The sequence below is a fragment of the Arthrobacter sp. G.S.26 genome, assembly GCF_050847375.1.
Classification (GTDB): domain Bacteria; phylum Actinomycetota; class Actinomycetes; order Actinomycetales; family Micrococcaceae; genus Arthrobacter.
The window spans coordinates 1048253-1074148 of sequence record NZ_CP193752.1 but is presented as its reverse complement, the minus strand read 5'-3'; the positions used below and the strand labels follow the sequence as shown (position 1 = coordinate 1074148).

Here is a 25896-nt window from a genome sequence, read left to right as displayed (position 1 = left end):
CTCGTACGAATGATTACTCGGCTCGGCTCCTACTCCTATCCCCACGAACGGCAAATCATCTGCCGCTTCAGATTGGTAGAAAGTACAAAACGGAGACCAAATCTTATTACCTAAATTGGACCACCAAAACTCTCAAGCCCTGGCTGGAACAACACATATATGAGAGCCGAAAAGGGGTTCGCGAAGGAATACATAAGTTGTTCCTCAGCGTGGCGGCGGAAACCCTCTCCCCGGCGCACCCTAGGCACCACACTCTGCCGACTAGGTAGGACCACAAAGAGTTGAGAGGCAGACTGCCGAACGATGCAGTAAAGGGGATTTTGTGCAGGCTGCTGCCCATAGGAGGAGAGCCCTCTACAGCCGCAAATGGCAGAGGCCAAGAGTGAAGCTCCAAACGCGGGATGGGAAACAGGGCGATTTCGACCGCGCACCGGTAACCGGCCTTGCATGCCGTCACCTCGCTGTAGAGGCGCACGCCGGAAACGATCTCTGTTGACCCGTCTTCAACGAACCGAGCCGGATGAGAACGTATGCTCTGCTCATGATGTCGGCACTTGTCGAAAAGTGAGGCATTTCTTTGACTACGAAATGGCTCAGTTTTCGACCGTCCCCGACACGTGACCGCCCCGTCCCAACGAAATCAACCCTGCTTCATTTCCCCGACGCTCCTGTTAGGGCTGGAACGATAGGTTCCAAGTCGAACTTTTCCGTGTCATCCACGCTCTGACGGCGCTGGATGTGGACAGATGTCAACCCCGTGTATGCCCCGGTTAGGTTGATCAACGAGTGTGCATCTCGCATGTTTGATGACTGAATCAGGGCAGGTCCTACTACCTCCGTCCAGTCAAAATGCGCATCGATTCGTGTTGGGACGAGTCGATGCCCGGCGGGCGGGTGGGGCGTCTGGAGCAGCCCCGGGGAGCCGCCGGTCAGCGGGGAGCGCCCGCCAGTCTCGATTCGGGGCTGCGGCGGATGCCTAGTGTGTACACAACGAGCCGGACGGCCGGGACGTCGGCAGTGCTCCCTCGTTGGAATCAGTCACTGCGTCAGGGTGTTAGGTATCCACAAGGAATACGTACAACGTCTGCATCTGGGGGGGCATTTAAGCTTGTCCTATGACGATTTCAGTGCAGGAGCTGCTCGGTTTATGCAATCCCACGGCCATCGGCACGGTGAAGTGGAGACAGTCCGTACCACTTGACGTCCCTGGAATCTACATAGTCTCGACCACAGCTGACTGGACGGACGGCATCGGTCCGTATCCGGAATACGAAGTTGATTTCACGGCAATCGCTAGTCTGCGAAAGATGTGCCCTGACATTCGAGTCGATGGACGTCTAGCGAACAACAGCCAAGTTAGCGCCCGGCTTGGGGACTTATGGGTGCCCAACGCCTCGGTGCTCTATGTCGGGCGAGCCAGCACGTCGCTGCAGGTCCGGGTTGGCGCGTACTACACAACCAAACTCGGCAAGACGTCTCCGCATGCAGGAGGATGGTGGCTCAAAACTTTCCGACACTTGGATGATTGCCATGTGCACTTCGCAGCCTGTGCCGATGTCGAAAAGAAAGAACTTTCCATGATTAATGCATTTTCTAAGAGTCTGTCTCTCAGCCAAAAGGCTCGGCTCTTCGATCCCGAACATATTGCACCATTCGCAAACGTTGAAGTCCGCCGCCGCATATACAAAAAACATGGTTTATCCAATTATAAACTTCCTACAGCTGGCTCAAGGAGCAAAATAATCAATATCAGCCGCCGGAAGGATCTTCCTGCCTCTTCTGAATACTTGAGCAGCCGCCTTTACGACTCAAGAAACGACCCTTTGTCGCCAATCCTGCCAGCAAAACAAACTATCCTATTCTCACTAGTTATGAGTGAGAAGGACCGCAATCGGAGTTATCTGCGAATTCCTGCTGCATCAAAGTTTGGCTTCCCTACGACGGCCACCCAAGTACTTTTGACCTGCCAAGGCCGTACGCAGTGGGTCGGCTGGAATCCAAACGGGAGCCGATCCGGGCGCCTCAGCATAGACGTCCGAATCATGCGGCAAATTGTCGTCGTTGGGGAACGTGTGCCGATCACAGCCAGCCACAACGGCTACAGCATCCTCTGAGAAAAATCTACGTCCCTCGCCCGCCAACTTTGGAACGGCTTCGCCGTCTATTGGCGTACAGCCAACCCAACGCGTCGGCGTCACGTAGGCATCGTCGCTCACTACGAGGATCACCTCACCTCCGGCGTCGCACAGTCCGGTGATGATCTGCTGGAGCACGCCCACACTGCCGGGCCCCACCACCTCCCCCGCGGTGACGCCCAGGTGCAGGGCGAGCCGTTCGCGGAGTTCGACGGCGGCCATGTCCGGGTAACGGTTCATCCTACCGGCCGCCTCGGCCACCGCAGTGACGGCTGAGGGCAGGGGCTCGTAGTGGCTTTCGTTGCTGGCGAGGGCGGCGATGTCCGCGCCGGCGCTTCGTCGGCCCGGGACTTAGGACGGAAGGCCCGGTTACCGCACCGCGCAGGGTGGGCAACGCAGATTCGGGAACGGCCACAAGCTGATCACCGGTCAGGAGGTCCGATCATGGAAGTGACCCGGACCATAATGCAAGGTAGGCTCCGGTGCTTGGGACTTCTGCTTGACTTCTAGTACCTCTGGTGAAGATATGACCATCACAAATGCCCGCACCCTCGATTCCCTCGACGGCCGGATCATCCTCGCCCTGGACAAGGACCCCGAGGCCAGCGCACTGGCGCTCTCCCGGACCCTCGGCGTCGCCCGCAACACGGTCCACGCCCGGCTGGCGCGGCTGGAGCGCAGCGGCGCCCTCCGCTCCTTCAGCCGCAGGCTGGACCCCGCCGCCATGGGCTACGAACTCATGGCCTTCCTGTCACTCTCCATCAGCCAGACCCGCACCGGATCGGTGGAACACGGGCTCGAGGCCATCCCCGAGGTCATCGAGGTGCACGCCACCACCGGCGACGCGGACCTCATGGCCAAGGTGGTGGCCCGGTCCACTGCCGACCTCTACCGCATCACCAACGAGATCCTTGAGATCGACGGGATAGAACGGACCAGCACGGCCATCTCCATCCTGGAACTCATGCCGCCGCGCTACAACGGCCTCATCAGCCGGCTGTCGGAGCAGGAATCCCGCCCTTCGGAGTAACCACACGTGGCGGGCGCCGCAGGTGGGCAAATTGTCACTACTGGCTTCTTCTGCTGCCAAAAGTACCAGCGGCATCCAGCGGTATTGCAAAGGCGAGACGCAGGCCACACGATGCCTGCATGACTACTCTCACTGTCTCCGGCCGCGTGGCACAGGTTCTCAGCAGCCATGTCAGCGACGTCTTCGGCGTTATGGGCAACGGCAACGTCTACTTCCTGGACGCCGCGGAGCAGCAGGGCCTGCGCTTCACCCCCGTCCGGCATGAGGGCGCCGCCATCGCCGCGGCCGACGCCTACTACCGCGCATCGGGACGGCTCGCCGTGGGCACCACCACCTACGGCCCCGGCTACACCAATGCGCTCACCGCCCTCGCAGAGGCCGTCCAGGCACAGATCCCCGTGGTGCTGGTCACCGGGGACGCGCCGAGCAGCGGCGCCCGGCCCCAGGACGTGGACCAGGTGGCCATCGCCGCCGGCCTCGGCGCGGCCACCTTCACCGTCACCCGCGACGCCGCGGGCGCCATAACCCGGCAGGCAGTGGAGTTCGCACTCACCCGGCGCACCGCCGTCGTGCTGGCCGTCCCCTACGACCTCGCGGCACTCGAGACCGGAGACGAGGACCTTCCGGAGCCGTCCGCTTTGACGGTGACGGACGACGGCGGCACGGAACTTGGGCAGGTGGCCCGCCTGCTCGCCTGGGCCAGGCGCCCGCTGATCCTTGCCGGCCGCGGCGCGCACCTCGCCGGTGCCGGTCCGGAACTCCGCGAACTCGCCGACCGGCTCGGCGCACTTGCCGCCGGAACCGCTCTGGCGCTCAACCTCCTCAAAGGCGAGGGGTACTTGGGCGTCGCGGGCGGTTTCGGTACGGACACCGCGGCCGGGCTCATGGGTGAGGCCGATGTGGTCCTGGTGGCAGGTGCCAGCCTGAGCCCGTTCACGCTGCGGTTCGGCCATCTGCTTGGCCCGGACAGCACCGTCATCCAGATCGACACCGCCCTGCAGCCGACCAACCCGCGGGTGGACCTATTCGTTCAGGCGGATGTGAAGGCCGCCGCTTCACGCCTCCTGACGTTGCTGGACCGCGAGGCTGCTGTGGCTGGCTGGCGGGCGGAAGCTTCCCAGCGGCTGGCTGCAGGGCCGGGGCATGACGTCGGCTTAGAGGTGACGGAAGACGGCCGGCTGGACCCGCGTGCCCTCGCCACCGCGCTGGATGCCGTGCTGCCGGAGCGCCGGACCGTGGTCCAGGACGGCGGGCACTTCATCGGCTGGGCGCCCATGTACTGGAACATCCCGCGGCCGCAGGACCTGGTGATGGTGGGGACAGCCTTCCAGTCGATCGGGCTGGGACTGGCGAGCGCCGTCGGGGCAGCGCGCGCAGTAGAGGACGGCCGCACCCTGGTGCTGGCCTCCGGCGACGGCGGTTTCCTGATGGGCCTGGCCGACCTCGAATCGCTGATCGGTGCGGCCCGCAGCGCGATCGTCGTGATCTACAACGACGCCGCCTACGGGGCGGAAATCCACCAGTACGGCTCGCAGGGCCTGACCGAGAAGCCGATGTTGATCCCCGAGGTGGACTTCAGTGGTGTTGCGCGGGCGCTGGGTGCCGAGTCGGCGATCATCCGTTCGCTGTCGGACCTGGCCGCGCTCACAAACTGGATCGACGCCGGCGCCAAGGGGACGTTCGTGGCCGACTGCCGGATCACCTCCAGCGTCCGCGCCCCCTGGCTGAGCGAGTGGATGCAGGCATCCACGGCCGCGAAGGCGGCAGTCGCGGGCTGACGCTCATCGGAACCGAAAGCCCGCTTTGTCAGCGAACCGGCTTAGGATTTCTTCCATGAGGATTGCCGTTGCCGGGGGAACCGGGACAGTAGGCCGCCACGTTGCAGCCATCGCTACGGAGCGCGGGCACCAGGTGGTCACCATGAGCCGCGCCGCGGGAGTGGACCTGGTCACCGGGCGCGGCCTCGATCAGGCACTCAAGGATGTCGATACCGTCATCGACGTCTCCGGCATCCAGAGCCTGTCCACCAAGAAAGCTGTGGACTTCTTTACCGCTGCCACCCAAAACCTGCTGGCGGCGGAGAAAGTGGCGGGCGTCAAGCACCACGTGGCGCTGTCCATCGTGGGCATCGATCAAGCCAACTCCGGCCTGTACGCCGGGAAGCTGGTGCAGGAGGACGAGGTCAGGCACGGCGTCGTTCCCTGGACACTCCTCCGGTCCACCCAGTTCCACGAGTTCGTGCCGATGTCCATCAAGGCCGCCTCGGTGGGCCCACTGGTCTTTGTGCCCACAATGCGCACCCAGCCAATCGCCGCCAGGGAGGTGGCCGCAGCCCTGGTGGATGCGGCCGAAGCCGGTCCCAAGGGACGCCTCCCGGACCTCGGCGGCCCGCAGGCCGAACAGCTGAAACGCCTGGTCGCGGCGTACCTGGCCACAACGCATCAGAAGAAACGGATCGTTCCACTGCGCCTTCCCGGCCCCATGGGCAAGGCAATGCGCAACGGCGGGCTCATCCCGGCGCCGGGTTCCGCCGTCGGACGCCAGACGTTCAGTGAGTGGCTCGAAACCATCACCGCCGCGTAGCAGTAGCCACGGATGGGGACCGGAGCCCCGGCGTCCAGCACGACGGCGGCCCACGCCGAGGTGTCGGGATGACCACTTTCCGGCGGGCTCCGGAATACGGGCGAGCGGCCCCGCCGTTGTCGTAACCATGAAAGCAATCACGTACAGCACCTACGGCAACCCCGACGTCCTCGAATACGGCGAACAGCCGTTGCCCAAAGTGGGCCCCGGCATGGTCCTGGTGAAGGTCAAGGCAGCATCGGTGAACCCGGTGGACTGGAAGATCATGTCCGGCGGCCTGGACGCCGTCATAGACCTGCAGTTCCCCGCCATCCCCGGCTGGGACGTTGCCGGTGTGGTGGAGTCGGTGGGGATCGATGCCAGGCAGTTCACGCCCGGCGATGAGGTCATCGCCTACGGCCGCAAGGACTACGTCCACGGCGGCAGCTTTGCTGAGTACATCGCGCTGCCGGAGCGCGTCCTGGCCAGCAAGCCCGAGACCCTCAACTGGAACGAGTCGGCTGGCCTGCCGCTGGCCGGCTTGACCGCCTACCAGGTCCTCAACCGGCTGGGCCTCAAGGCCGGCGAAACAGTCCTGATCCACGGCGGCTCCGGGGGCGTCGGCTCACTGGGCATCCAGATCGCCGCAGCACTGGGCGCCAAAGTCATCGCAACGGCGTCAGAGAAGAACCACGATTTCCTCCGCTCCCTGGGCGCTGAGCCTGTTGCCTACGGCGACGGGCTGGCAGAGCGCGTCCGCGCACTGCGCCCGGACGGCGTGGACGTTGTGGCCGACTTTGTGGGCGGCAACCTCGAAGCCACCCTCGCGGTGCTGGTTGACGGCGGCCGACACGCGTCCATTGCGGACAGCGACGTTGAGCAGCATGGCGGGGAATGGATGTGGGTCAACCCGGTGGGCGCCGACCTGCAAGAGCTGGCCGACCTGGTGGACAGCGAGAAAATCCAGGTGGAGGTTGCCGAAGTGTTCCCGCTGGAGAAAGCCGCGGATGCGTTCCGTTCCAACATGGAAGGCCACACCCGCGGCAAGATCATTCTGGCCATGGACTAATACAGGCCGGCACCGGGGCGATGTTCGACCGCCCCGGTGCCGCCGGTCGACCCATCATGTGCGTGCTGTCAGCCCACCGGGTTCACCCGAACAGCGCCGACACGCGGGTGAGGGTTTCGTAGACCCCGTAAGCCAACGGCACTCCCACCAGGGCCCAGGCCACGGCGAGCCTGCCGGTGGAAGCTTTCACCGGGGTGTGCGCGGCGGGGGTGCTTTCGGTGCTCATTTCAGGCCTCCAGGGCAGGTTCGTTCCGGCCGCGGCCGGAGCTGGATTCGTGGAACCGTGCGTCCACCGGTTTGACCATCAGGTTGGCCACAAAACCAACCACCAGCAGCCCCACCATGGTCAGCAGCGCCGGCTGATAGGACGCGGCGTTCAGCTGCCCGGGTTTGCCCTGGGCGTCCAGGAAGGCGTTGACGATCAGCGGCCCGGCCACCCCGGCGGCGGACCAGGCGGTCAGCAGCCGGCCGTGGATGGCGCCCACCTGGAAGGTCCCGAAGAGGTCCCGCAGGTAGGCCGGTACGGTGGCGAAGCCGCCGCCGTAGAAGGAAATGATGACGAACGCCAGTGCCACATAGAGGATGGTGGTGGTTGAACCGGCCAGCGCCAGCACCACATACAGCACAGCGCCGATGCCGAGATACACCATGTAGATACGTTTGCGCCCGGTGATATCGGACGTGGCGGACCAGGCGAAGCGGCCCGCCATGTTGCCGATGGACAGCAGCCCCACGAACCCTGCGGCGACGCCGGCACTGACCAGGGACACGCCGTCGGCCTGGCGGAAGAAGTCCTGGATCATCGGTGCGGCCTGCTCCAGGATGCCGATCCCGGCGGTGACGTTGCAGAACAGCGCCACCCACACCAGCCAGAACTGCCGGGTTTTGATGGCGTTCCTGGCACTGACGTTCTCCGAGGTGACCAGCTTTGCGGCCTTGACCTTGGCGGGGTCGAACCCGGCCGGCCGCCATCCGTCGGCGGGGACCCGGATGGTGAACGCGCCGAACAGCATGTACGCGAGGTAGACGACGGCGAGGGTCAGGAAGAGCTTTCCGACGGCGTCGCCGCTGGCCACCCAGCCCTGCGCGCCGGAGTTGGGATCGTACAGCCTGAGGAGCGCGGTGGAGACGGGGCTGGCGATCAGCGCTCCGCCGCCGAAGCCCATGATGGCCATTCCGGTGGCCAGGCCCGGCCGGTCCGGGAACCACTTGATCAGGGTGGACACGGGCGAGATGTAGCCGATGCCCAGGCCGATGCCGCCCACAAAGCCGTAGCCCAGGTAGACCAGCCAGAGCTGGTTGGTGAAGATGCCAACCGAGCCGATCACAAAGCCGCTGGCCCAGAAAACTGCCGAAGTGAACATCGCCTTGCGCGGGCCATTGGTATCCACCCAGGTGCCCATGATGGCCGCTGAGAGGCCCAGCATCACGATGGCGATGGAGAAGATCACGCCGATCTCGGTCAGGCTGGCATCGAAATGCTTGACCAGTGCCGTCTTGTACACGCTGGTGGCGTACGCCTGGCCGATGCAAAGATGCACGGCGAGCGCTGCGGGCGGTACCAGCCAGCGGTTGAATCCCGGTGGGGCGATGGTGTGGTTACGGTCCAGCCAGCCCATAAGTGTGCTCCTTGTGGTTGTCGACGTCATTGTCCGATCGAGGCTGAGGCGCAAGACCCCCACCACGCCCCGTTGCCTGTAGCAATCATGTTCCTGATCATCAGCAAACGTACTAATGGCGCGCCGAGCGGTGGGTAATGGACGGGGAGCGGTAGGCGGCGGAAGGATCCAGTCCCGTGAAACAAGATGGGGCGCTTGCCCCATGCCCTGGCTGCGGCCCGGTCCTAGGCTCACGGTATGGAGAAAAGGAGGCGGCCATGAGCACCTACCAGCCGCAGTCATCAGCAGGGGCAACACCGACGCTTGCCGACCTGCCGGAGGACGCCGCGGAGCACTTCGCCGGCTACGCAGTTCTGGGCTTGCCGTTTACCAGCGGCCATTATCTGGCCTTCCGGGATTTCCCGGTGAGTTCCGTTGGCCCCGGCTACCGCTCCGTCTGGCACCGCACGCCCGGCGGCGAGTGGACCATCTACGCCAACGCCGCACCGGAGTTCAGCTGCGCACGCTACTTCGGCGCGGCCGTGCACCATACGGTGGAGACCGACGTCGACATCCGGTGGAGTGGGCCGTTCACCGCCCGGATCACGGTCCCCGGCGTTGTTGACTGGCACCTGCAATTGGGTACGTCCGCGGCCACCTCCGTCCTGACCGCCATGGCCGTCCGGATGCCCGAGACGGTATGGCGCAACGATCTTGTACTCCGCGCCATGGGAGCATTCGCCGGACCCCTGCTCAACGCCGGCAAGATGAGGGTCTCCGGGGTGGTGCCCAATGGCCAGACCTTCCAGGCCCAGCCCCGGCAGCTGTGGCTGGTCACGGACTCCCAAGCAACCATCCTGGGCGAGGACGCGGGCACACCGGGGGCACTGGAAGTGCAGGACCAGATGGCAGACTTCTGGCTGCCGCAACGTGGCCTGTTTGGAGCCAGGCTGGGCGTCAGGTTCCCGTCCACGGCACGTCCCACCGGCCAGAAAGCCACCAGGGCACGCACCGGAAACAGCCAGTCATCATAAAGATGGCGGCCGGTTTCCGTCGCCCCGCGGCTGTGGCTCCCTAGAATGGCCGTGTGAAGCAGTCACCGGCTGGACCCCGCCGCAGTGAAATCCTGGCCGCACTCTCGCTCGCCATTGACCTGGGGCTGGGGCAACCGATGGAGCACATGCTGCGTTCCTGCCTGCTGGCATTACGGATCGCCGAGGCCGCGGGAGTTGACGCCGCCGGCCAGGGCAGGCTGTACTACGCCAACCAGGTGGCATGGATCGGTTGCCACGCGGATTCCTTTGAACTGGCAGCGCTGTTCACGGACGATATCGCTTTCCGCGCCGACTACTACAACCGCGACCAGCACGGCCTGCCCATGTACGCCGGCATGTTCAGCCATGCCGGGGCGGGCCTCCCGCCGCTGGCCCGCGTCGCCTACTGGACGCGTTTTGCGGTGACGGGCAGCGCCGCGGTGCGCACCATGATTGCCTCGCACTGCACCTCCGCCGGGGCGTTGGCCAGCAACGTAGGGCTCGACGGCGGCGTGGCAGGACTGCTTGCCCACACCTTTGAGCGCTGGGACGGCAAGGGACTGCCGGAGGGCATCGCGGGTCCGGCCATCCCGCTGGAGATGCGGATCATGCATCTCGCGGATACGGCAGAGGTTTTCCTGCGCCAGGAGGGCGTGGCCGGGGCGGTGGCCATGGTGCGGGCACGCCGCGGCAGCCAGTTCGATCCAGCCCTGGCCAACCTGTTCATCGATCACGCCGAGGTGCTCACCGAAGGACTCCTCGAGGTCGACTGCTGGCAGGCAGCCCTGGACCTGGCGCCCGCCGACGCTCCCCTGTCCGGCCCCCAGCTGGACGCGGTGCTCCGCGCGGTGGGTGACTTCGCCGACCTCAAATCCCCACATACCGCCGGCCACTCCCGCGCCGTGGCTGCCCTCGCCGCCGCCGCCGGCGAGGTGCACGGGCTGCCGGCCGACGACGTCACTGAGCTCCGCCGCGCAGGATGGGTCCACGACCTAGGCCGGCTCGGAGTGTCCAACCAGGTGTGGGACAAGAAGGGACCCCTCTCCCGGGCGGACCTGGAACGTATCCACATGCATCCGTACCTGGGGGAACGGATCCTCAGCCGCGTGCCCGGCCTGAAGGGTGAGGCGGCCCTGACCGGCCTGCACCACGAGCGGATGGACGGGTCCGGTTACCCCCGCGGGATCGGCGGAACGGAGTTGGGGATCAAGCAGCGGATCCTGGCGGCCGCGGACTCCTACGGCGCATCCCTGGAGCCGCGTCCGCACCGAACCGCACTTCCGCCCGCCGATGCAGCTGCCCGGCTGCGGCAGGAAGTGTCAGCCGGCCGGATCAGCCCCGAGGCTGCAGACGCCGTGCTCGCAGCCGCGGGCCAGCAGCCCCACCGCCGACCCGCCCCTCCGGCCGGGCTCACCCCCAGGGAACTCGAAATCCTCGGCATGCTGTGCCGGGGAATGGCTCCGGCCGAGATAGCCGCCAGCCTGCTCCTCTCCACCAAGACCGTCCGCAACCACGTGGAGCACATCTACACCAAAATCGGTGCAACCAACCGGGTGGGTGCCACCTTGTTCGCGGTACGGAATGGCCTGACTCATTAACCGGCGCCGTCGCCTTAGGAAACCCACAGGTCCGCGCTCTACGATGGCCTCCATGAGATCCCCCCGCGATGCCCGCTCCGCCGCCGTGGTGATCAACGCCGGGTCACGCCGTGGGGCGGCCCACCAATTGGCCGTTGACGCCATGCGCAAAGCGGGAGTGCCCGTGACCGCCGTCCACCATGTGCTTACCGGCGCGGACCTGGCCGGCACGCTGGACCAGGTCCTTGCTGCCGGGCACGACTTGGTGGTTGTCGGTGGCGGCGATGGGACCGTGGCCTCCGCCGCCGGCCGGATTGCCGGCACCGACGTGGTGCTCGGCGTCCTGCCGCTGGGCACCGCCAACGACTTCGCCAGGACGCTTGAGATCCCCGCAGATCTCGCCCAGGCCGGCGCCACCCTCGCCGAGGGCAAAGTGGTGGACATCGATCTTGGCCGGGCCAACAGCCACCCGTTCCTCAACGTCGCCTCCCTTGGCCTGTCCGTAGGCATCACCGCAGCGCTTAGCCCCCGGCTGAAGCGGTACCTCGGCCCGCTGGCCTACGCCGTCGCCACCGTCCGCGCGTACACCCGGCACCAGCCCTTCCGCGCCCGGCTCGAATTCCCCGACGGCGACCATCCCGCTATGGAACTCGACAACCTGCTGCAGGTGGCAGTGGGCAACGGCCGGCACTACGGCGGAGGCAACACCGTCTCCCCCACGGCCGGCATCGACGACCACACCCTGGACATCTACGCGATCCTGGCCGGACCCGTCCGGGAGCACGTCAGCATCGCCCGGCTGCTCAAGGACGGCAGTTTCATTAAGCACGACAAAGTCCACCACTTCACCAGCCGCAGGGTCCGGGTAGTCACGGACCAGCCCATGCCGGTGAATCTCGACGGCGAAATCGCTACCACCACGCCTACCGATTTCACCGTCCAGCGCAACGCCGTCCACGTGATCGTGCCTCAAAGCAGCACCGGCGCCCTGTACGACGGGCCCGGCAGCGGTGACCTCCCGCCGTCGTAATTCACGACGGCGGCGTGCTGCTCCTGCGTTACCAGCCGTCACGGGGAGGTTCTGTCGGTCGGGTCGCCTTGGACGACTACGCTGCGGAACATCGCCGTCAATCCGGGCGTTGAGGGTGTATGACCAAGCGTGTGATGGTGCCCGCTATGCTGCTCGTGGCCGCGATCGTGGTGGGTGTGGGGTTGTACCTGTTCCAGCCGTGGCGGATCTTCACCAGCTCGACGGTGACCGAGGCCTTCCCAACGGCTGTCCCGGCTTCCGCACCACCCGCCGTTCCGTCTCCGGCCGCTTCTCCTGGGGCCACGACGACGACGGCCGCACCCACCGCCGTCGCCGGCCCACGTGAACTGGCAACGGGCCAGCTCATCAGCCACGAACACGCCAGCTCGGGATCGGTCCGGATCCTTGAGCTGCCGGACGGGAGCCGGATCCTCCGGTTCGAGGGCCTGGATACCTCCGACGGTCCCGACCTCCGGGTGTGGCTCACCGACGCGCCGGTGATCGAAGGTCCGCCAGGTTGGCAGGTCTTCGACGACGGCGCTTACCTGGACCTGGGCGCGCTCAAGGCCAACAAGGGCGATCAGAACTACGAGATCCCGGCCGCGGCGGTGCTGGGCGACTACAGCTCCGTCACCATCTGGTGCGCGAGGTTCACGGTGTCCTTCGCTGCCGCCGAGCTGAAAGTGTAGTCCGGCCCCGGACCCAGCGCCCGCGCTCAGCCGCCGGACACCTCTTCCCCCGCCACGGTTTCCGCCACGTCCTGGACAACTTCGTTGTGGCGGAGGAACCAGGGCTTGAACGGCGGATCGAACCGGGCAAACCGTGGCTCCCCCACAGCCGTCAGCCCGGCCAGGGCCAGCGCCGCCAGCAGTCCTTCCGTGCGCTTGGCAAACGCCGCTTCCGATCCGTTGCCGGAAAAACGCACGGCCGCCGCCAAGGACCCCGGGACATCCCGGATCTGCACCTTGGGGTCCGTGGGGACCGGCGCCGAGGCTGCGCTCAGGCCCGCCGGCAGCACAAAGGCCACCGCGAACTCATCGGTTGCGCCGTTTCCGGTGACGGGACCGCGCTGGAGTACCGGGGCGGTCATCGCCAGTTGTGTGGACGTCCCGCTGCCCTGGATCACTGGCGCCGTCATGGCCAGCTTCCGGCCGGCCACATTGCTGCCGCTGATGTAGTTGAACAGGCTGCGGAACGCTGCGTTGCCGGCCCGGTCGAATTCCGCCCGGACCTGCACCTCCGCCACCACGTAGGCGGGGTAGCGGCGCAGTTCGAAATGCGGATACGGGCGGACAACGGTGTACGGCTGCTGTTCTGTCATGGTCCTCAGACCCTACGCCCATCCCAGGACGGCAGCGAGAGCCGGGGCCCGACGCCTAGCGCGGGACCAGCCGCCACAGCGACGTGACCTCGGCCGCGCGCGCCTCGAACAAAGGATCGTCCCGGTCCGCGGCCTTACCGTGCGTCGGCTTGGTGTCCAGCCGGTCCACCACGCGGAGCCCGGCCGTCTCGATGGCTGCCAGCAAATCCTCGCGCGACCGCAGGCCAAGGTGCTCGGCCAGGTCGGACAGGACCAGCCAGCCTTCCCCGCCAGGCGACAGGTGGTCAGTCAGTTCATTCAGGAACCGGAACAGCATGCGGCTGCCGGGGTCGTACACGGCGCTGTCCAGGCTGGAGTGCGGCGTGGCCGGAATCCAGGGCGGGTTGCACACCACCAGCGGCGCCCGTCCGGGCGGGAACATGTCAGTCAGGACCGCCTCCGCCCGCTCCTCGACCCCGAGGTTGCGGAAATTCTCGCCGGCGCACGCGATGGCCCGAGGTTCGTTGTCCGTCGCCACCACATGCTGTACGCCGCGGCGGGCCAGGATGGCAGCGAGGACCCCGGTGCCGGTGCCAATGTCGAAAGCCAGTGTCTCTGAGGGAAGCGGTGCCTCAGCCACAAGGTCCACGTACTCGCTCCGGGTGGGGAAAAACGTCCCGTAATGCGGGTGGATGCGGGCCTGCAGGGCATCGACGTGGACGCCCTTCAGCCGCCACTCGTGGGCGCCGATCGCCCCGACCAGCTCGTGCAGGGACACCACGGACGGTTCGCTGATCGAGCCATATGCTTCAGCGGCGGCCGCCCGGAGATCCGGAGCGCGGCGCAGCGGCACCACCGGACCCGGATCCAGGGGTACCAGCAGCAGGCCCAGAATGCGTGCCCGGTGCGAGCGGGACTGCCGGTGCCGGTAAAACCTGTCGGCAGGTGTACCCGCCACTTTCTTGCCGGCGCCCACCCTCCGGTCCAGGGCGTTGAGGATCTGGCGGGCGTTTTGGAAATCGCCGTGCCAGAGCATCGCGATCCCCTGCGACGCCATCCGGTTCGCGTCATCGGCCGTGAGCGAGTCGGTGACCACTTCGACGCGCTTCGGCGCCGGCCGGCCGTTCGCCGAACGCCACGTGGCGCTCCTGCTCTCCCCGGCTTCGTCCCACGTCACAAGGACGCGCTCTTGAGCGGAGGGCGGGAGGGCCGGCGTCGGGATTCCCGCGGGGCCCGGTGTGTCAGTACTGATAAGGATCCATTCCAAGGGCCCGTGGGCGGGCAACAATTGCGGGAGTGCCGGAAGCCTGAACCGGCCTTGTCAGGATACAGCCGACGGCCGCCCCAACATCGGGGCGGCCGTCAGTCAAGCGTGCTGAAGGAGTTAGTGCTCCGCGTCCTCGGCAGCCTTTTTGGCTTCCTTTTCCGCGTCCTTCTCAGCGCGGAGGGCTTCCGCGTCGTGCTGTTCCTCGGCCTTTTCCTGGTGGATGACCTCGGCGAAAAGCTTCTCCATCTCCTTGGCCACACCGGCAGCGGAGGCGGGGTTCTGGCCGGTGACCAGGCGCTCGTCCACCGCCACCTGCTCCTCCCAGACGCCGGCGGAGACGTGCTTGGCGCCCTGTTCCGTCAGGCGGTCGGCCAGGAAGAACGGGATGACCTTGTCCTTGCCCGCTGCCACTTCCTCGTCATTGGTGAATGCGGCAACCTTGCGGCCTTCCACCAGGCGCAGCCCGTTGGCCAGCTCCACGTTCAGCAGGCCGGCGGGGCCGTGGCATACGGCGCCCACCAGGCCGCCGGCGTTGTAGACGCTGGCCACCAGCTTCTGCAGGCCTTCGCTCTCCGGGAAGTCCCACATGGTGCCGTGCCCGCCCACCAGGTAGACGGCGTCGTACTGGTCCGGGTCCACCACGTCCACGCGGGCGGTGTTGTAGAGCCCGGCGCGGGTGGTTTCGTCCTCGGTGAAGGCCACCTGGATGGGGTCGTCGGTGTCCACCTCGTCGCGCGGCGGCTGGCCGCCCTCGATGGAGGCGAAATCCACGAAGTGCCCGGAGTCCCGGAACACCTTCCAGGGGTGGGCAGCTTCGGCCACGTTGTAGCCGGTCTTCTCTCCGGTGTCGCCGATCTCGGAAACGCTGGTCAGTACCATGAGGATTTTCTTCATGAAATGCTCCTTTCGTCCATTCACTAGCCTACTCGTCAGTAGGCTTATGTTTCACCCATGGGGACTTGGACCCATTGGCGCTGGTCCCGTTGTGCCATAGCGTCGAAGGCAGGAGCAGGTTGCTCCGCTGCGGCAGTGCTGCAGCTGTTCCATCGATTGGGGTCAACGATGAAGAAGATTAAGAGTGTTTTTGCTACCGCTGCCGTGGGTGTTTCGCTGAGCGCCGGCGCCCTCATGCTGGCCGCTCCCGCCCACGCGGACTACAACACCTACCAGGTTTACCGGTCCTCCATGTCCGAATGTTCCGCCGAGCTGCGGGCCGCCATCCAGTCCTACGGCGCCCCGGTAATCAACGTGACGCCCTGCCACTGGAACACGTACATGGACCAGTACATCGGCAGCTTCGGTTACAACTACTAGAGGCGTCGCCGGACGCACTTACGGAAGGGCCCGACGTCGGGCCCTTCCGTTTTAGCGGTCAGGGCCCTGTGGTGAAGCTCCACGTTATTGGACCGATCAGGGGATTGTCAGCCAAGTCGCGAATACTGACGCCAATCGGGTTGCTGATAGTGACAGTAAACCTGGTGTTGGCCGGCATGACCACGCGAGGATACATGGTGGCCGTTCGCGTTGCGGCGTCGTAGTCAAAGCGGGCTGTGGGGATCATTGCTCCCGTTGTTGAGTTCCGAAGCATGATGGTGTTCCCGACGCCGGTTGCGATGACCGGCTCACTGAACGTCACCGTGACAGGTGCACTTCGGCCCACTCCCGTAGCGTTGCTGGCAGGCGTCTTCGCAATGATTCTCGGGTTGGGACCCGTGGTGAAGGTCCAAATCCTGGTGAGGCCTGGTTGATTTACGTGCGTATAGTCGGTGAGCGGATTACCTGCCCCGTCCCGGATGGCCTGGCCAAAAAGCGTCGCTGTGTACACGGTGTCGGCCCTAAGGCTGCTGGTCGGATTCAGGGTTGCCACCCGGGTGGTGGCGTTGTACGTCACGGCTGCTGGGATGAGCGTCCCGGCGGGATTTTTCAGGGTGAACGTTGTTGCGTTCACGCCCGTGACGGGTTCGCTCATTGTGGCGGTGACGTTCTGTGTCAGTCCCATTCCGGTTTCCAGCAGGGCAGGGCTGGTTGTCGTGACGGTGGGGGCGGGACCTGTGGTGAAGGTCCATTTGGTTGTTGCCAGGACATTGCCTGATGTGTCCCGGATACCGGATGCGGAACCGGTCAGTTCAACGGTGTATTTGGCGTCCGGGGCAAGATCTGCTCCGGGATTAAGCGTCGCTACGCGTGTGGTCTCGTTGTAGCTCACAGCTGCCGGCACGCGGGTCCCGGCCGGGTTGCGAAGCGTGAACGTTGCACCATTGACGCCCCTCACTGCCTCATTGAAACCCACTGTCACGTCAGCAGCCTGGTCCACGCTCGGGGCAATCGGCGCGGGCGTCCGGGTCTCAGCGACCGGCGCGACCTTGTCAGGGGGCCCCGGCACAAAACTCTGCACTCCACAATTCGTGGGCACAATGATGCGGTGCTGCGCAATGGCAAGGTTGCCGCCCATTGCGGGCGCGCACCCAACAGCTGTACCACTTCTGACCAGGCCTGTGACCTCGTCCAATGCTATAAGTTGACCCTCCGTGAACGTGTCCGACCCAGCCAGGATCCACACCAGACCATTCGCGATGACGGGCGCGGATGAAAGTACGTCGTAACCATAGTTCAGGTCCTGCATGCCGAGCCGGTGAGTCCACTGGACGGTTCCGGTTTCCAGATCCACCGCGCTCACCGCCGCGGGCTTATCTTGCTCTGATGAGGTGAAGATTCCGGTGCGCCCGTCAAACGCAATGGAAATTTCGCTGTTAGGGAGCGTCCGCACAAACTTCCCCGTTGCAACATCGAGGACCAAAGTCTTAGTTTCGGAGCGAACGCTGGGGACATAAAGTCGGCCGTTATGGACCGAAATCGGTGACATTCCTTCCCCTGGAGTAAAAGGAGCCAAAGATTTCGCATAACGCCAGAGAAGTTTGCCCGTTGTCACGGAAAAGGCTGACACGGCTTCATGGGCGTTGTGGAGAATCTTTCCACCGTCGATGAGGAGCGAACTGTTGGTCGAAGCGCCCTGATCAAAGACCAGCTTCAGTGACCCCGTTGTCGCGTCCAGGCCGTACAGGCTGCTCATGGCTAGGCCGGAGCCCACAACTACTTGGTCTTTCCCTCCCGATTCGGAACTCCACAGCAGCTTTCCCGTACTAATGTCGTATGCGTCAAGCGTCTCTGGCGATGACGTTTGCATGTTGTCGTGGGCAAAATAGACCTTCGAGCCGACGATTTTCGCCTGCGCCGAGAAATGGAAGGCATGCCGCCACAGCAGCTTCCCACTGACTGTTTCGTATGCGGAAAGCCACGAACATTGGTGCTGTGTGTCCACCACTACTGTTCTGTTTCCGGACACGCTGATGGAGATGGAAGCACTACCTCCCGACGACGGACAGAAGGGTGGTATTGCCTTCCAAGACTTCGTGATTTGGGCCGGAACAGTTTCTGCAAGCTGGGCGTTCCGGTTGCCGGAGTCCGTCCCCTGTCCCATCACTGACGTTCCGCCTGCCGGGTATGGCAGATGCCCGGGCGTGATCGGAGGAACTACCGCCGACGCCGGGCCTGCAGCAAGACCGCCCGACAGCACGACGGCAACAATGGCGCCGATTCCCCAACGTCGCAGTTTCATGCTGACAGCTCCCATCAATTCGCAAAATCTGGCGAAAGGCCAAATCACAGGTTGAGTAGCGTCAGTAAATCACCAGCATCGAAGCATTTTGGCGGTAAATGCTCTAACTGTGGCGAATGGTGAAGACGTGCGGAAATCCACACGACGGTATTGCGCAGAAACGGACGACGACGGCGGGAGCCTCCTTGGGTTCTAGCGGTCGTTGCAACACCCCTAGATTTTGGGAGTTGCAACGACCGTGCCGTCTTTAATCAGGAAAGCGTCGGGGAAGAGAAAGTACACGCAGGAACAGAAGGACCGCTTCTTTGCTGTTTTCGACCGGGTTGGCTCGGTGGCAGTTGCTGCGGAGGAGCTCGGGTTCAATCAGATGACGTGCTATCAGTGGACCCACAAGGCAGGGATTGGGGCTGGGCGAGAAAAGCACACGCAGGAAAAGAAGGACCTGTTTTTTACTGTTCTGCAACGGGCCGGCAGTGTCACCGCTGCTGCCAGTGAACTCGGGTTGAACCGGAACACTTGCTATCGGTGGATGCAGAAAGCCGGGAGAGCCCGCAAACGCTCTGACCGACCGCAGCGCGAAGACTTCCGCCGCCTCCGGGATGCCGGTATGTCCCGGCGCGAGGCCGCAGCAGCTCTGGGAATCCACCAGACCACAGCTGAGGAGTGGGACGTTGGGATCCGCAAAACCAGGAATGGACGCATCTATCCTGGCGGGCGGTCCGTGGACTACACACGTGAAGTGAGCACAACCACCACCCCGGGCGTCCGGGGCATATCCCTTCCAGGGCTCGACGCTCTGGACAAGACCCTCGACGGGCGGTTCCTGTCGCTGCAGGACCGGGAAAGGATCCGGGACCTCCGCTCCTCCGGGGCATCACTTCGTGCCATCGCGGCCGCACTCGGCCGCTCGCCATCAACGGTCAGCAGGGAGTTCGCCCGCAATAGCCAGCCTGTGATCGGGTACCAACCCTACGCAGCCCACCGCAAAGCTGCCTCCCGCCGGCCAAGACCAAAAGAACGCAAGATCCTGGTCCTGCCCCGGCTGCGTGACCATATCGAAGCGAAACTGCTCCTGCGATTGTCGCCGGAACAAATCAGCAAGACTTTGATCAGGGACTTTCCCGATGATCAGGAGATGCGCGTGACCCACGAGACGATCTACCAGGCGCTTTACCTTCAGGGCCGGGGCGGGCTGCGTAGAGAACTCGCGACCGCCCTGCGGACCGGCCGGGCGCGCCGGAAGCCTCACAGAAACGGCGACGAGCGACGGCCTCGGTTCGTCGATCCCATGGTGATGATCTCCGAACGGCCTCCCGAAATCGAGGACCGGGCAGTGCCCGGACATTGGGAAGGGGACTTAATCACCGGGGCGCTGAACCAGTCAGCGATCGGAACCCTGGTCGAACGCTCCACCCGCTACGTCATGCTGGTCCACCTGCCAACCGATCACACCGCGGAATCCGTCAGGGACGGACTCATCGCCACGATGTCCACCCTGCCGGCCCACCTCCGCGGATCCCTGACCTGGGACCAGGGCGTGGAAATGGCAGCCCACAAATCCTTCACTCTCGCCACAGACATACAGGTCTACTTCTGCGATCCAGCAAGCCCCTGGCAACGCGGCTCCAACGAGAACACCAACGGGCTGCTCCGGCAATACTTCCCCAAAGGCACCGATCTCTCTGTCTACGGACCCGAAGACCTCGAGCACGTCGCCCAGGAACTCAACGCCCGCCCACGCAAAACGCTCGGCTGGGATACCCCTGCCGAGCGCCTGCGTGATCTACTAACAACCACCTAGCCACCAACGGTGTTGCAACGACCCCTAGAAACCGCCCTCCCGCCGTCGTCGTCCGCTATGTGCCTGTCAGGCCGCCGGGGCGGCTACCGCTTTGCGGAACCGCTTGTGGTCTCCTCGACCTGCTGATCCGCATCCACGCCGTCCGTGTCCGCCGAGGCGACCGGACCGCCGTCGAACGTGTCCCGGTCCTTCTTGGTGCCGTCGCCGCGGGTCTTGAGCAGGCTCGCGACGGTGGCCACGGTGATGGTGGCGCCGATGAACAGCAGCGAGAACCAGATGGGGATCTCCGGGACCCACAGGAACGGCTGGCCGTTGTTGATGAAGGTCAGCTCGTTGACGTGCAGGGCGTGGAAGACCAGCTTCACGCCGATGAACGCGAGGATGACGGCCAGGCCCTGGGCCAGGTACACCAGGCGTTCCAGCAGCCCGCCGATCAGGAAGAACAGCTGGCGCAGGCCCATCAGGGCGAAGGCGTTGGCGGTGAAGACAATGTAGGCCTCGTCGGTCAGGCCGTAAATTGCGGGGATGGAGTCCACGGCGAAGATGAGGTCCACAAAGCCGATGGCGATGATGGTCAGCAGCATCGGGGTGACGAAACGCTTGCCGTCGTTCTTCACGGTGAGCTTGTCCTCGTGGTACTCGTCCGTGACGGGCAGGACCCGGCGGACCAGCTGCATGAACTTGCCGTCGGCCGGGTTGGAGTCGTGGCCGCCGAACGCCTGCTTGTAGGCCAGGAAGAGCAGCAGCGCGCCGAAGATGTAGAAGATCCAGGAGAAATTCTCGATCAGCCCGGCGCCGATGGCGATGAACCCGCCGCGCAGCACCAGGGCGATGATGATGCCCACCATCAGGACCTTCTGCTGGTACATCTTGGGGACTGCGAAGCCGGTCATCACGATCAGGAAGACGAACAGGTTGTCGATCGACAGTGCCTTCTCCGTGAGGTAGCCGGCGAAGTACTCACCGCCGTACGTCCAACCGGACAATTGGCCGATCCCAACGCCGAACACCAGCGCCAAGCCGATGTAGAACGCCGACCAGCGGGCCGATTCGGCGATGCTGGGTTCGTGGGGTTTGCGCACGTGCGCGAAGAACTCGTAAACGAAGAACAGGACGGTCACCGCGAGGGTGATGATCCAGATCAGTGGTGTTACCTGCATGGGGTACTCCAAGGGTAGGCGTTGACATGACGCCAAGGTCTCCTCCGCCCGGACTGGAGCCGGAACCGATGGGCCCGGGATGCTTCGCTGCATCCGTATTGACGGGCCGATCACAGACGGGAGTACTCCCCTTGATGGTTAAACCCTAACCCATGCTTAGTGGTGGTGCTGCACTGTGGCCCTGCAGGTGGCGCGATTGACTTGACTTCGCGTGCCATCGTGCTTGGCTGGAAGGGACCGCACTGGGAGGTAAGCCTGATGATCGCCAAACGACCGTACCGCATAGGGCTTCTTGTCCTTTGTGTCCTGGGCATCGCCCTGACACCCCTGGCCGCGCTGGGCCACGTGCCGCCGGAGCTGGGCCTTCTGATGCTGGCAGCCGTTGCGGGTTGGATCGTTTACGGACAGCTCACCCCTCGCCGGGACAAGCGGCAGGCAGCCGGCCAAGCTGATTGACGTGGTGCCTGGCACTTAGCCTCGTGGGCTCAGGATGAAGCGGACGACGGCGGCCTTCCGCCTTAGTTAGTCGGCAGGCCTTTGGCGTAGGCGGCCTGGCCCACGTGCTGGACGCAGTCCACGATGGTGCTCACCAGCCGGGCGCCCAGGGTGACCGGTGGATCCCACTGACGGTCGACGATCCGGTCCAGGTCCTCATCGGTGAGGCTGCGAATGTAGGCCCCCGTCTGCTGGTGCACAGCCGTGTAGTAGGCCAGCAGCTGCTCGGCTGAGGCGTTGACGGCGTCCACCTCCTCGCTGGAGTGCTTGTAGCCCGTATCTGCCACGGGCAGCTCCAAGCCGAAGGACCCGGCGAAGTCCTGGGCCGTCCAGACCTGTTCCAGGCCGGCAACGGTCGCCACCTGGGCGTCCTCCACCCGCGCAAGGTGCCACAGCAGCCAGGCGATCGAGTTTCCTGTACCGCCCGGCCGGTAAGTCAGCTTGTCGGTGTCGAGGCCCTTCAGGGTGGCTTCCACAGCTTCCGGGATCCGGCCAAAGCTCTCGAGGAGGAGTTCGCTGGTGTTCATGGGGTCCGAGTCTACCGGCCCCCCCTCGTTGTGCTATCGGTTGTGGTTGTTATTCGGGGTGTTTGGGGACCGTATCTGATAGGTCAACGGGGGTGTTTGTTTGTTAAATGTGGGAGGCCCCAACCATGTGCTGGTTGGGGCCTCGACCGTTAATGATGTTCCGGCGGCGTCCTACTCTCCCACACCCTCCCGGGTGCAGTACCATCGGCGCTGTGGGTCTTAGCTTCCGGGTTCGGGATGGGACCGGGCGTTTCCCCCACGCTATGACCGCCGTAACCCTTCTACCCGTCCCCTGGGGTGTTGCCCGGGGGTGGGAAATCTGTGGTTACAACATTGTTCGTCCTGCCCGTGGTGGGGCAGGTGTGGTGTTGTTATGTAGTTGTTGATTCCCGACAACAGGTTTTGTTGTTTGGGAACCACATAGTGGACGCAAGCAGTCTTGTTTCTTTTTACCACCCCACGGGTGCAACCCCTTTTGAAGGGAAGGTTGCGGGGGTGGTGTGTGGTGTAAGTTATCGGCCTATTAGTACCGGTCAGCTTCACGAGTCGTTAGTCCTCGCTTCCACATCCGGCCTATCAACCCAGTGGTCTGGCTGGGGGCCTCTCACACACAAGGTGTATGGAAATCTCATCTCGAAGCGAGCTTCCCGCTTAGATGCTTTCAGCGGTTATCCCATCCGAACGTAGCTAATCAGCGGTGCACTTGGCAGTACAACTGACACACCAGAGGTTCGTCCGTCCCGGTCCTCTCGTACTAAGGACAGCCCTTCTCAAATTTCCTGCGCGCGCAGCGGATAGGGACCGAACTGTCTCACGACGTTCTAAACCCAGCTCGCGTACCGCTTTAATGGGCGAACAGCCCAACCCTTGGGACCTACTCCAGCCCCAGGATGCGACGAGCCGACATCGAGGTGCCAAACCATGCCGTCGATATGGACTCTTGGGCAAGATCAGCCTGTTATCCCCGAGGTACCTTTTATCCGTTGAGCGACGGCCATTCCACAATGTACCGCCGGATCACTAGTCCCGACTTTCGTCCCTGCTCGAGATGTCTCTCTCACAGTCAAGCTCCCTTGTGCACTTACACTCGACACCTGATTGCCAACCAGGCTGAGGGAACCTTTGGGCGCCTCCGTTACTTTTTAGGAGGCAACCGCCCCAGTTAAACTACCCATCAGGCACTGTCCCTGACCCGGATTACGGGCCGAAGTTAGATGTCCAAAGTGACCAGAGTGGTATTTCAACGATGACTCCACCCGAACTGGCGTCCGGGTTTCAACGTCTCCCACCTATCCTACACAAGCCACTCCGAACACCAATACCAAACTATAGTAAAGGTCTCGGGGTCTTTCCGTCCTGCTGCGCGTAACGAGCATCTTTACTCGTACTGCAATTTCGCCGAGTTTATGGTTGAGACAGCGGGGAAGTCGTTACTCCATTCGTGCAGGTCGGAACTTACCCGACAAGGAATTTCGCTACCTTAGGATGGTTATAGTTACCACCGCCGTTTACTGGGGCTTAAATTCTCAGCTTCGCCTTGCGGCTAACCGGTCCTCTTAACCTTCCAGCACCGGGCAGGAGTCAGTCCGTATACATCGTCTTGCGACTTCGCACGGACCTGTGTTTTTAGTAAACAGTCGCTTCCCCCTGGTCTCTGCGGCCCCGATCCCCTCCCACCAGCGTGTGGTGTTCAAGGTTGGGGCCCCCCTTCTCCCGAAGTTACGGGGGCATTTTGCCGAGTTCCTTAACCATAATTCTCTCGATCGCCTTAGTATTCTCTACCTGATCACCTGTGTCGGTTTGGGGTACGGGCGGCTAAAACCTCGCGTCGATGCTTTTCTCGGCAGCATAGGATCACCAAATCCCCCCACTAAAGGGGGTCCCATCAGATCTCAGGCATCATGAACAGCGGATTTGCCTACCATTCGCCCTACATCCTTAGACCGGGACAACCATCGCCCGGCTTGGCTACCTTCCTGCGTCACACCTGTTAATACGCTTGCCTCCCAGGATCAGGTCCCGCGCTCCACCAAAAACCACGTCACCACAAGGGCGGGCGGTCAGGTCTCGGGCGGTTAGTATCCCCTGTTCAACATGGACGGTTTTTCGCCGGTACGGGAATATCAACCCGTTGTCCATCGACTACGCCTGTCGGCCTCGCCTTAGGTCCCGACTTACCCAGGGCAGATTAGCTTGACCCTGGAACCCTTGATCATTCGGCGGACGGGTTTCTCACCCGTCTTTCGCTACTCATGCCTGCATTCTCACTCGTGTAGGCTCCACCGCTGGTTTACACCGCGACTTCACTGCCCACACGACGCTCCCCTACCCATCCAAACGCCTGAACCACAAGGGCTTAGCTAATATTTGAATGCCACAACTTCGGCGGTGTACTTGAGCCCCGCTACATTGTCGGCGCGGAATCACTTGACCAGTGAGCTATTACGCACTCTTTTAAGGATGGCTGCTTCTAAGCCAACCTCCTGGTTGTCTTCGCAACTCCACATCCTTTCCCACTTAGCACACGCTTAGGGGCCTTAGTTGGTGGTCTGGGCTGTTTCCCTCTCGACTATGAAGCTTATCCCCCACAGTCTCACTGCTGCGCTCTCACTTACCGGCATTCGGAGTTTGGCTGACGTCAGTAACCTTGTAGGGCCCATTAGCCATCCAGTAGCTCTACCTCCAGCAAGAAACACGCAACGCTGCACCTAAATGCATTTCGGGGAGAACCAGCTATCACGAAGTTTGATTGGCCTTTCACCCCTACCCACAGCTCATCCCCTCCATTTTCAACTGAAGTGGGTTCGGTCCTCCACGACGTCTTACCGTCGCTTCAACCTGGCCATGGGTAGATCACTTCGCTTCGGGTCTAGATCACGCCACTGCAACGCCCTATTCAGACTCGCTTTCGCTACGGCTTCCCCACACGGGTTAACCTCGCGACGTAACACTAACTCGCAGGCTCATTCTTCAAAAGGCACGCCGTCACAACTACTATGCACACAAGGTGCGGTTGCTCCGACGGATTGTAAGCACACGGTTTCAGGTACTGTTTCACTCCCCTCCCGGGGTACTTTTCACCTTTCCCTCACGGTACTGGTCCGCTATCGGTCATTAGGGAGTATTTAGGCTTATCAGGTGGTCCTGACAGATTCACACGGGATTTCTCGGGCCCCGTGCTACTTGGGATACTCTCACAGGCGGCACAAAACATTACGGTTACGGGGCTCACACCCTCTCTGGCCGGCCTTTCAAGACCGTTCACCTATGCCTGTACATCACACCCCACCGGTCCGGCAGAACCAGTATGGAAAGTCCCACAACCCCGCCCATGCAACGCCCGCCGGCTATCACACATGGAACGGTTTAGCCTGATCCGCGTTCGCTCGCCACTACTAACGGAATCACTATTGTTTTCTCTTCCTGCGGGTACTGAGATGTTTCACTTCCCCGCGTTCCCCCCACACACCCTATGTGTTCAGATGCGGGTCACCAGGTCACTCGCGCGCCTGGCGGGGTTTCCCCATTCGGACACCCTGGGATCACAGTCCGGTTATCGACTCCCCCAGGCTTATCGCAGATTCCTACGTCCTTCTTCGGCTCCTAATGCCAAGGCATCCACCGTGTGCTCTTAAAAACTTGACCACAAAAGATCAAAAACGCTAATTTTCGAGAGAACCACAGAAACCAACCAC

21 protein-coding genes, 2 rRNA genes and 1 pseudogene are annotated in these 25896 nt (G+C 63.4%); 12 read left to right on the top strand and 12 right to left on the bottom strand.

The window, feature by feature from the left end; all coding sequences use genetic code 11:
• Nucleotides 1-1115: 1115 nt before the first annotated feature.
• On the top strand, nt 1116-2114 hold the full coding sequence (locus ACRB8A_RS04970; protein WP_432246079.1) for a hypothetical protein: 999 nt from the start codon (nt 1116-1118) through the stop codon (nt 2112-2114).
• Nucleotides 2115-2279: 165 nt separating this feature from the next.
• Here the strand turns inward: ACRB8A_RS04970 and ACRB8A_RS04965 are convergent.
• Nucleotides 2280-2396: pseudogene (locus ACRB8A_RS04965) on the bottom strand (aminotransferase); the annotation flags it as partial.
• 265 nt (nt 2397-2661) lie between these two features.
• Here ACRB8A_RS04965 and ACRB8A_RS04960 point away from each other — a divergent pair.
• The 4 genes from ACRB8A_RS04960 to ACRB8A_RS04945 all read left to right on the top strand — a co-directional run bounded on the left by ACRB8A_RS04960 (nt 2662) and on the right by ACRB8A_RS04945 (nt 6796).
• The gene (locus ACRB8A_RS04960; RefSeq protein ID WP_432245731.1) at nt 2662-3165 is read left to right on the top strand and encodes an Lrp/AsnC family transcriptional regulator; all 504 of its coding nucleotides are present in this window, start codon (nt 2662-2664) and stop codon (nt 3163-3165) included.
• Between the two features lie 119 nt (nt 3166-3284).
• Nucleotides 3285-4943 carry a thiamine pyrophosphate-binding protein gene (locus ACRB8A_RS04955; RefSeq protein WP_432245730.1) on the top strand — a complete coding sequence of 553 codons (1659 nt, stop codon included), beginning with the start codon at nt 3285-3287 and terminating at the stop codon, nt 4941-4943.
• A gap of 55 nt (nt 4944-4998) precedes the next feature.
• Nucleotides 4999-5748 (top strand): SDR family oxidoreductase, encoded by a 750-nt coding sequence (locus ACRB8A_RS04950; RefSeq protein ID WP_432245729.1) that lies wholly within the window; start codon nt 4999-5001, stop codon nt 5746-5748.
• A 127-nt stretch (nt 5749-5875) separates the two neighbouring features.
• On the top strand, nt 5876-6796 hold the full coding sequence (locus ACRB8A_RS04945) for an NADP-dependent oxidoreductase (protein ID WP_432245728.1): 921 nt from the start codon (nt 5876-5878) through the stop codon (nt 6794-6796).
• 82 nt (nt 6797-6878) lie between these two features.
• Here the strand turns inward: ACRB8A_RS04945 and ACRB8A_RS04940 are convergent, their stop codons facing one another.
• Both ACRB8A_RS04940 and ACRB8A_RS04935 read right to left on the bottom strand, forming a co-directional pair.
• Nucleotides 6879-7022: an MFS transporter small subunit gene (locus ACRB8A_RS04940; RefSeq protein ID WP_164468852.1), complete on the bottom strand. Its 144-nt coding sequence runs from the start codon at nt 7020-7022 to the stop codon at nt 6879-6881.
• 1 nt (nt 7023) lies between these two features.
• Nucleotides 7024-8415, bottom strand: a complete 1392-nt coding sequence (locus tag ACRB8A_RS04935) for an OFA family MFS transporter (RefSeq protein ID WP_432246013.1) — start codon at nt 8413-8415, stop codon at nt 7024-7026.
• A gap of 257 nt (nt 8416-8672) precedes the next feature.
• Here ACRB8A_RS04935 and ACRB8A_RS04930 point away from each other — a divergent pair, with 257 nt between their 5' ends.
• From ACRB8A_RS04930 to ACRB8A_RS04915, 4 genes are all read left to right on the top strand, one after another.
• On the top strand, nt 8673-9428 hold the full coding sequence (locus tag ACRB8A_RS04930) for a hypothetical protein (protein WP_432245727.1): 756 nt from the start codon (nt 8673-8675) through the stop codon (nt 9426-9428).
• Nucleotides 9429-9481: 53 nt separating this feature from the next.
• A complete protein-coding gene (locus ACRB8A_RS04925; protein WP_432245726.1) occupies nt 9482-11026 on the top strand; it encodes an HD domain-containing phosphohydrolase in 1545 nt (514 codons plus the stop codon).
• A gap of 52 nt (nt 11027-11078) precedes the next feature.
• Nucleotides 11079-12035: a lipid kinase gene (locus ACRB8A_RS04920; protein ID WP_432245725.1), complete on the top strand. Its 957-nt coding sequence runs from the start codon at nt 11079-11081 to the stop codon at nt 12033-12035.
• Nucleotides 12036-12154: 119 nt separating this feature from the next.
• Nucleotides 12155-12724 (top strand): DM13 domain-containing protein, encoded by a 570-nt coding sequence (locus tag ACRB8A_RS04915; protein WP_432245724.1) that lies wholly within the window; start codon nt 12155-12157, stop codon nt 12722-12724.
• A 26-nt stretch (nt 12725-12750) separates the two neighbouring features.
• Here the strand turns inward: ACRB8A_RS04915 and ACRB8A_RS04910 are convergent, their stop codons facing one another.
• The 3 genes from ACRB8A_RS04910 to ACRB8A_RS04900 form a co-directional block, all read right to left on the bottom strand.
• Nucleotides 12751-13356, bottom strand: coding sequence for an SOUL family heme-binding protein (locus ACRB8A_RS04910; protein ID WP_432245723.1), 606 nt, complete (start codon nt 13354-13356; stop codon nt 12751-12753).
• Between the two features lie 55 nt (nt 13357-13411).
• A complete protein-coding gene (locus tag ACRB8A_RS04905; protein ID WP_432245722.1) occupies nt 13412-14512 on the bottom strand; it encodes a methyltransferase in 1101 nt (366 codons plus the stop codon).
• A 207-nt stretch (nt 14513-14719) separates the two neighbouring features.
• On the bottom strand, nt 14720-15496 hold the full coding sequence (locus tag ACRB8A_RS04900) for a type 1 glutamine amidotransferase domain-containing protein (protein WP_285240833.1): 777 nt from the start codon (nt 15494-15496) through the stop codon (nt 14720-14722).
• A gap of 168 nt (nt 15497-15664) precedes the next feature.
• Between ACRB8A_RS04900 and ACRB8A_RS04895 the strand changes: the two genes are divergently transcribed.
• A complete protein-coding gene (locus tag ACRB8A_RS04895) occupies nt 15665-15916 on the top strand; it encodes a hypothetical protein (RefSeq protein WP_432245721.1) in 252 nt (83 codons plus the stop codon).
• 58 nt (nt 15917-15974) lie between these two features.
• On the opposite strand, the gene ACRB8A_RS04890 is transcribed toward ACRB8A_RS04895, so the two are convergent.
• Together ACRB8A_RS04890 and ACRB8A_RS04885 are read right to left on the bottom strand one after the other, a co-directional pair.
• On the bottom strand, nt 15975-18218 hold the full coding sequence (locus tag ACRB8A_RS04890; RefSeq protein ID WP_432245720.1) for an Ig-like domain-containing protein: 2244 nt from the start codon (nt 18216-18218) through the stop codon (nt 15975-15977).
• Nucleotides 18219-18465: 247 nt separating this feature from the next.
• The gene (locus ACRB8A_RS04885) at nt 18466-18864 is read right to left on the bottom strand and encodes a hypothetical protein (RefSeq protein WP_157371076.1); all 399 of its coding nucleotides are present in this window, start codon (nt 18862-18864) and stop codon (nt 18466-18468) included.
• Here ACRB8A_RS04885 and ACRB8A_RS04880 point away from each other — a divergent pair.
• On the top strand, nt 18826-20019 hold the full coding sequence (locus tag ACRB8A_RS04880; protein ID WP_235504790.1) for an IS30 family transposase: 1194 nt from the start codon (nt 18826-18828) through the stop codon (nt 20017-20019). The two genes, ACRB8A_RS04885 and ACRB8A_RS04880, sit on opposite strands and share 39 nt — an antisense overlap.
• Before the next feature lie 83 nt (nt 20020-20102).
• Here ACRB8A_RS04880 and ACRB8A_RS04875 read toward each other — a convergent pair whose 3' ends face one another.
• Nucleotides 20103-21179 (bottom strand): TerC family protein, encoded by a 1077-nt coding sequence (locus ACRB8A_RS04875; RefSeq protein ID WP_432245719.1) that lies wholly within the window; start codon nt 21177-21179, stop codon nt 20103-20105.
• Nucleotides 21180-21437: 258 nt separating this feature from the next.
• Here ACRB8A_RS04875 and ACRB8A_RS04870 point away from each other — a divergent pair, with 258 nt between their 5' ends.
• The gene (locus ACRB8A_RS04870; RefSeq protein WP_432245718.1) at nt 21438-21635 is read left to right on the top strand and encodes a hypothetical protein; all 198 of its coding nucleotides are present in this window, start codon (nt 21438-21440) and stop codon (nt 21633-21635) included.
• Nucleotides 21636-21697: 62 nt separating this feature from the next.
• Here ACRB8A_RS04870 and ACRB8A_RS04865 read toward each other — a convergent pair whose 3' ends face one another.
• The 3 genes from ACRB8A_RS04865 to ACRB8A_RS04855 all read right to left on the bottom strand — a co-directional run bounded on the left by ACRB8A_RS04865 (nt 21698) and on the right by ACRB8A_RS04855 (nt 25846).
• Nucleotides 21698-22201, bottom strand: coding sequence for a mycothiol transferase (locus ACRB8A_RS04865; RefSeq protein WP_432245717.1), 504 nt, complete (start codon nt 22199-22201; stop codon nt 21698-21700).
• A gap of 158 nt (nt 22202-22359) precedes the next feature.
• Nucleotides 22360-22476 (bottom strand): 5S ribosomal RNA (gene rrf / locus ACRB8A_RS04860).
• A gap of 227 nt (nt 22477-22703) precedes the next feature.
• Nucleotides 22704-25846: ribosomal RNA gene (locus tag ACRB8A_RS04855) — 23S ribosomal RNA — on the bottom strand.
• Between the last annotated feature and the right edge of the window lie 50 nt (nt 25847-25896).

Coding starts and splice junctions, on each gene's coding strand:
- ACRB8A_RS04970 (WP_432246079.1), top strand. CDS start 1,116: ATGACGATTTCAGTGCAGGAGCTGCTCGGTTTATGCAATCCCACGGCC.
- ACRB8A_RS04960 (WP_432245731.1), top strand. CDS start 2,662: ATGACCATCACAAATGCCCGCACCCTCGATTCCCTCGACGGCCGGATC.
- ACRB8A_RS04955 (WP_432245730.1), top strand. CDS start 3,285: ATGACTACTCTCACTGTCTCCGGCCGCGTGGCACAGGTTCTCAGCAGC.
- ACRB8A_RS04950 (WP_432245729.1), top strand. CDS start 4,999: ATGAGGATTGCCGTTGCCGGGGGAACCGGGACAGTAGGCCGCCACGTT.
- ACRB8A_RS04945 (WP_432245728.1), top strand. CDS start 5,876: ATGAAAGCAATCACGTACAGCACCTACGGCAACCCCGACGTCCTCGAA.
- ACRB8A_RS04940 (WP_164468852.1), bottom strand. CDS start 7,022: ATGAGCACCGAAAGCACCCCCGCCGCGCACACCCCGGTGAAAGCTTCC.
- ACRB8A_RS04935 (WP_432246013.1), bottom strand. CDS start 8,415: ATGGGCTGGCTGGACCGTAACCACACCATCGCCCCACCGGGATTCAAC.
- ACRB8A_RS04930 (WP_432245727.1), top strand. CDS start 8,673: ATGAGCACCTACCAGCCGCAGTCATCAGCAGGGGCAACACCGACGCTT.
- ACRB8A_RS04920 (WP_432245725.1), top strand. CDS start 11,079: ATGAGATCCCCCCGCGATGCCCGCTCCGCCGCCGTGGTGATCAACGCC.
- ACRB8A_RS04915 (WP_432245724.1), top strand. CDS start 12,155: ATGACCAAGCGTGTGATGGTGCCCGCTATGCTGCTCGTGGCCGCGATC.
- ACRB8A_RS04910 (WP_432245723.1), bottom strand. CDS start 13,356: ATGACAGAACAGCAGCCGTACACCGTTGTCCGCCCGTATCCGCATTTC.
- ACRB8A_RS04900 (WP_285240833.1), bottom strand. CDS start 15,496: ATGAAGAAAATCCTCATGGTACTGACCAGCGTTTCCGAGATCGGCGAC.
- ACRB8A_RS04895 (WP_432245721.1), top strand. CDS start 15,665: ATGAAGAAGATTAAGAGTGTTTTTGCTACCGCTGCCGTGGGTGTTTCG.
- ACRB8A_RS04890 (WP_432245720.1), bottom strand. CDS start 18,218: ATGAAACTGCGACGTTGGGGAATCGGCGCCATTGTTGCCGTCGTGCTG.
- ACRB8A_RS04880 (WP_235504790.1), top strand. CDS start 18,826: ATGTCCCGGCGCGAGGCCGCAGCAGCTCTGGGAATCCACCAGACCACA.
- ACRB8A_RS04875 (WP_432245719.1), bottom strand. CDS start 21,179: ATGCAGGTAACACCACTGATCTGGATCATCACCCTCGCGGTGACCGTC.
- ACRB8A_RS04870 (WP_432245718.1), top strand. CDS start 21,438: ATGATCGCCAAACGACCGTACCGCATAGGGCTTCTTGTCCTTTGTGTC.
- ACRB8A_RS04865 (WP_432245717.1), bottom strand. CDS start 22,201: ATGAACACCAGCGAACTCCTCCTCGAGAGCTTTGGCCGGATCCCGGAA.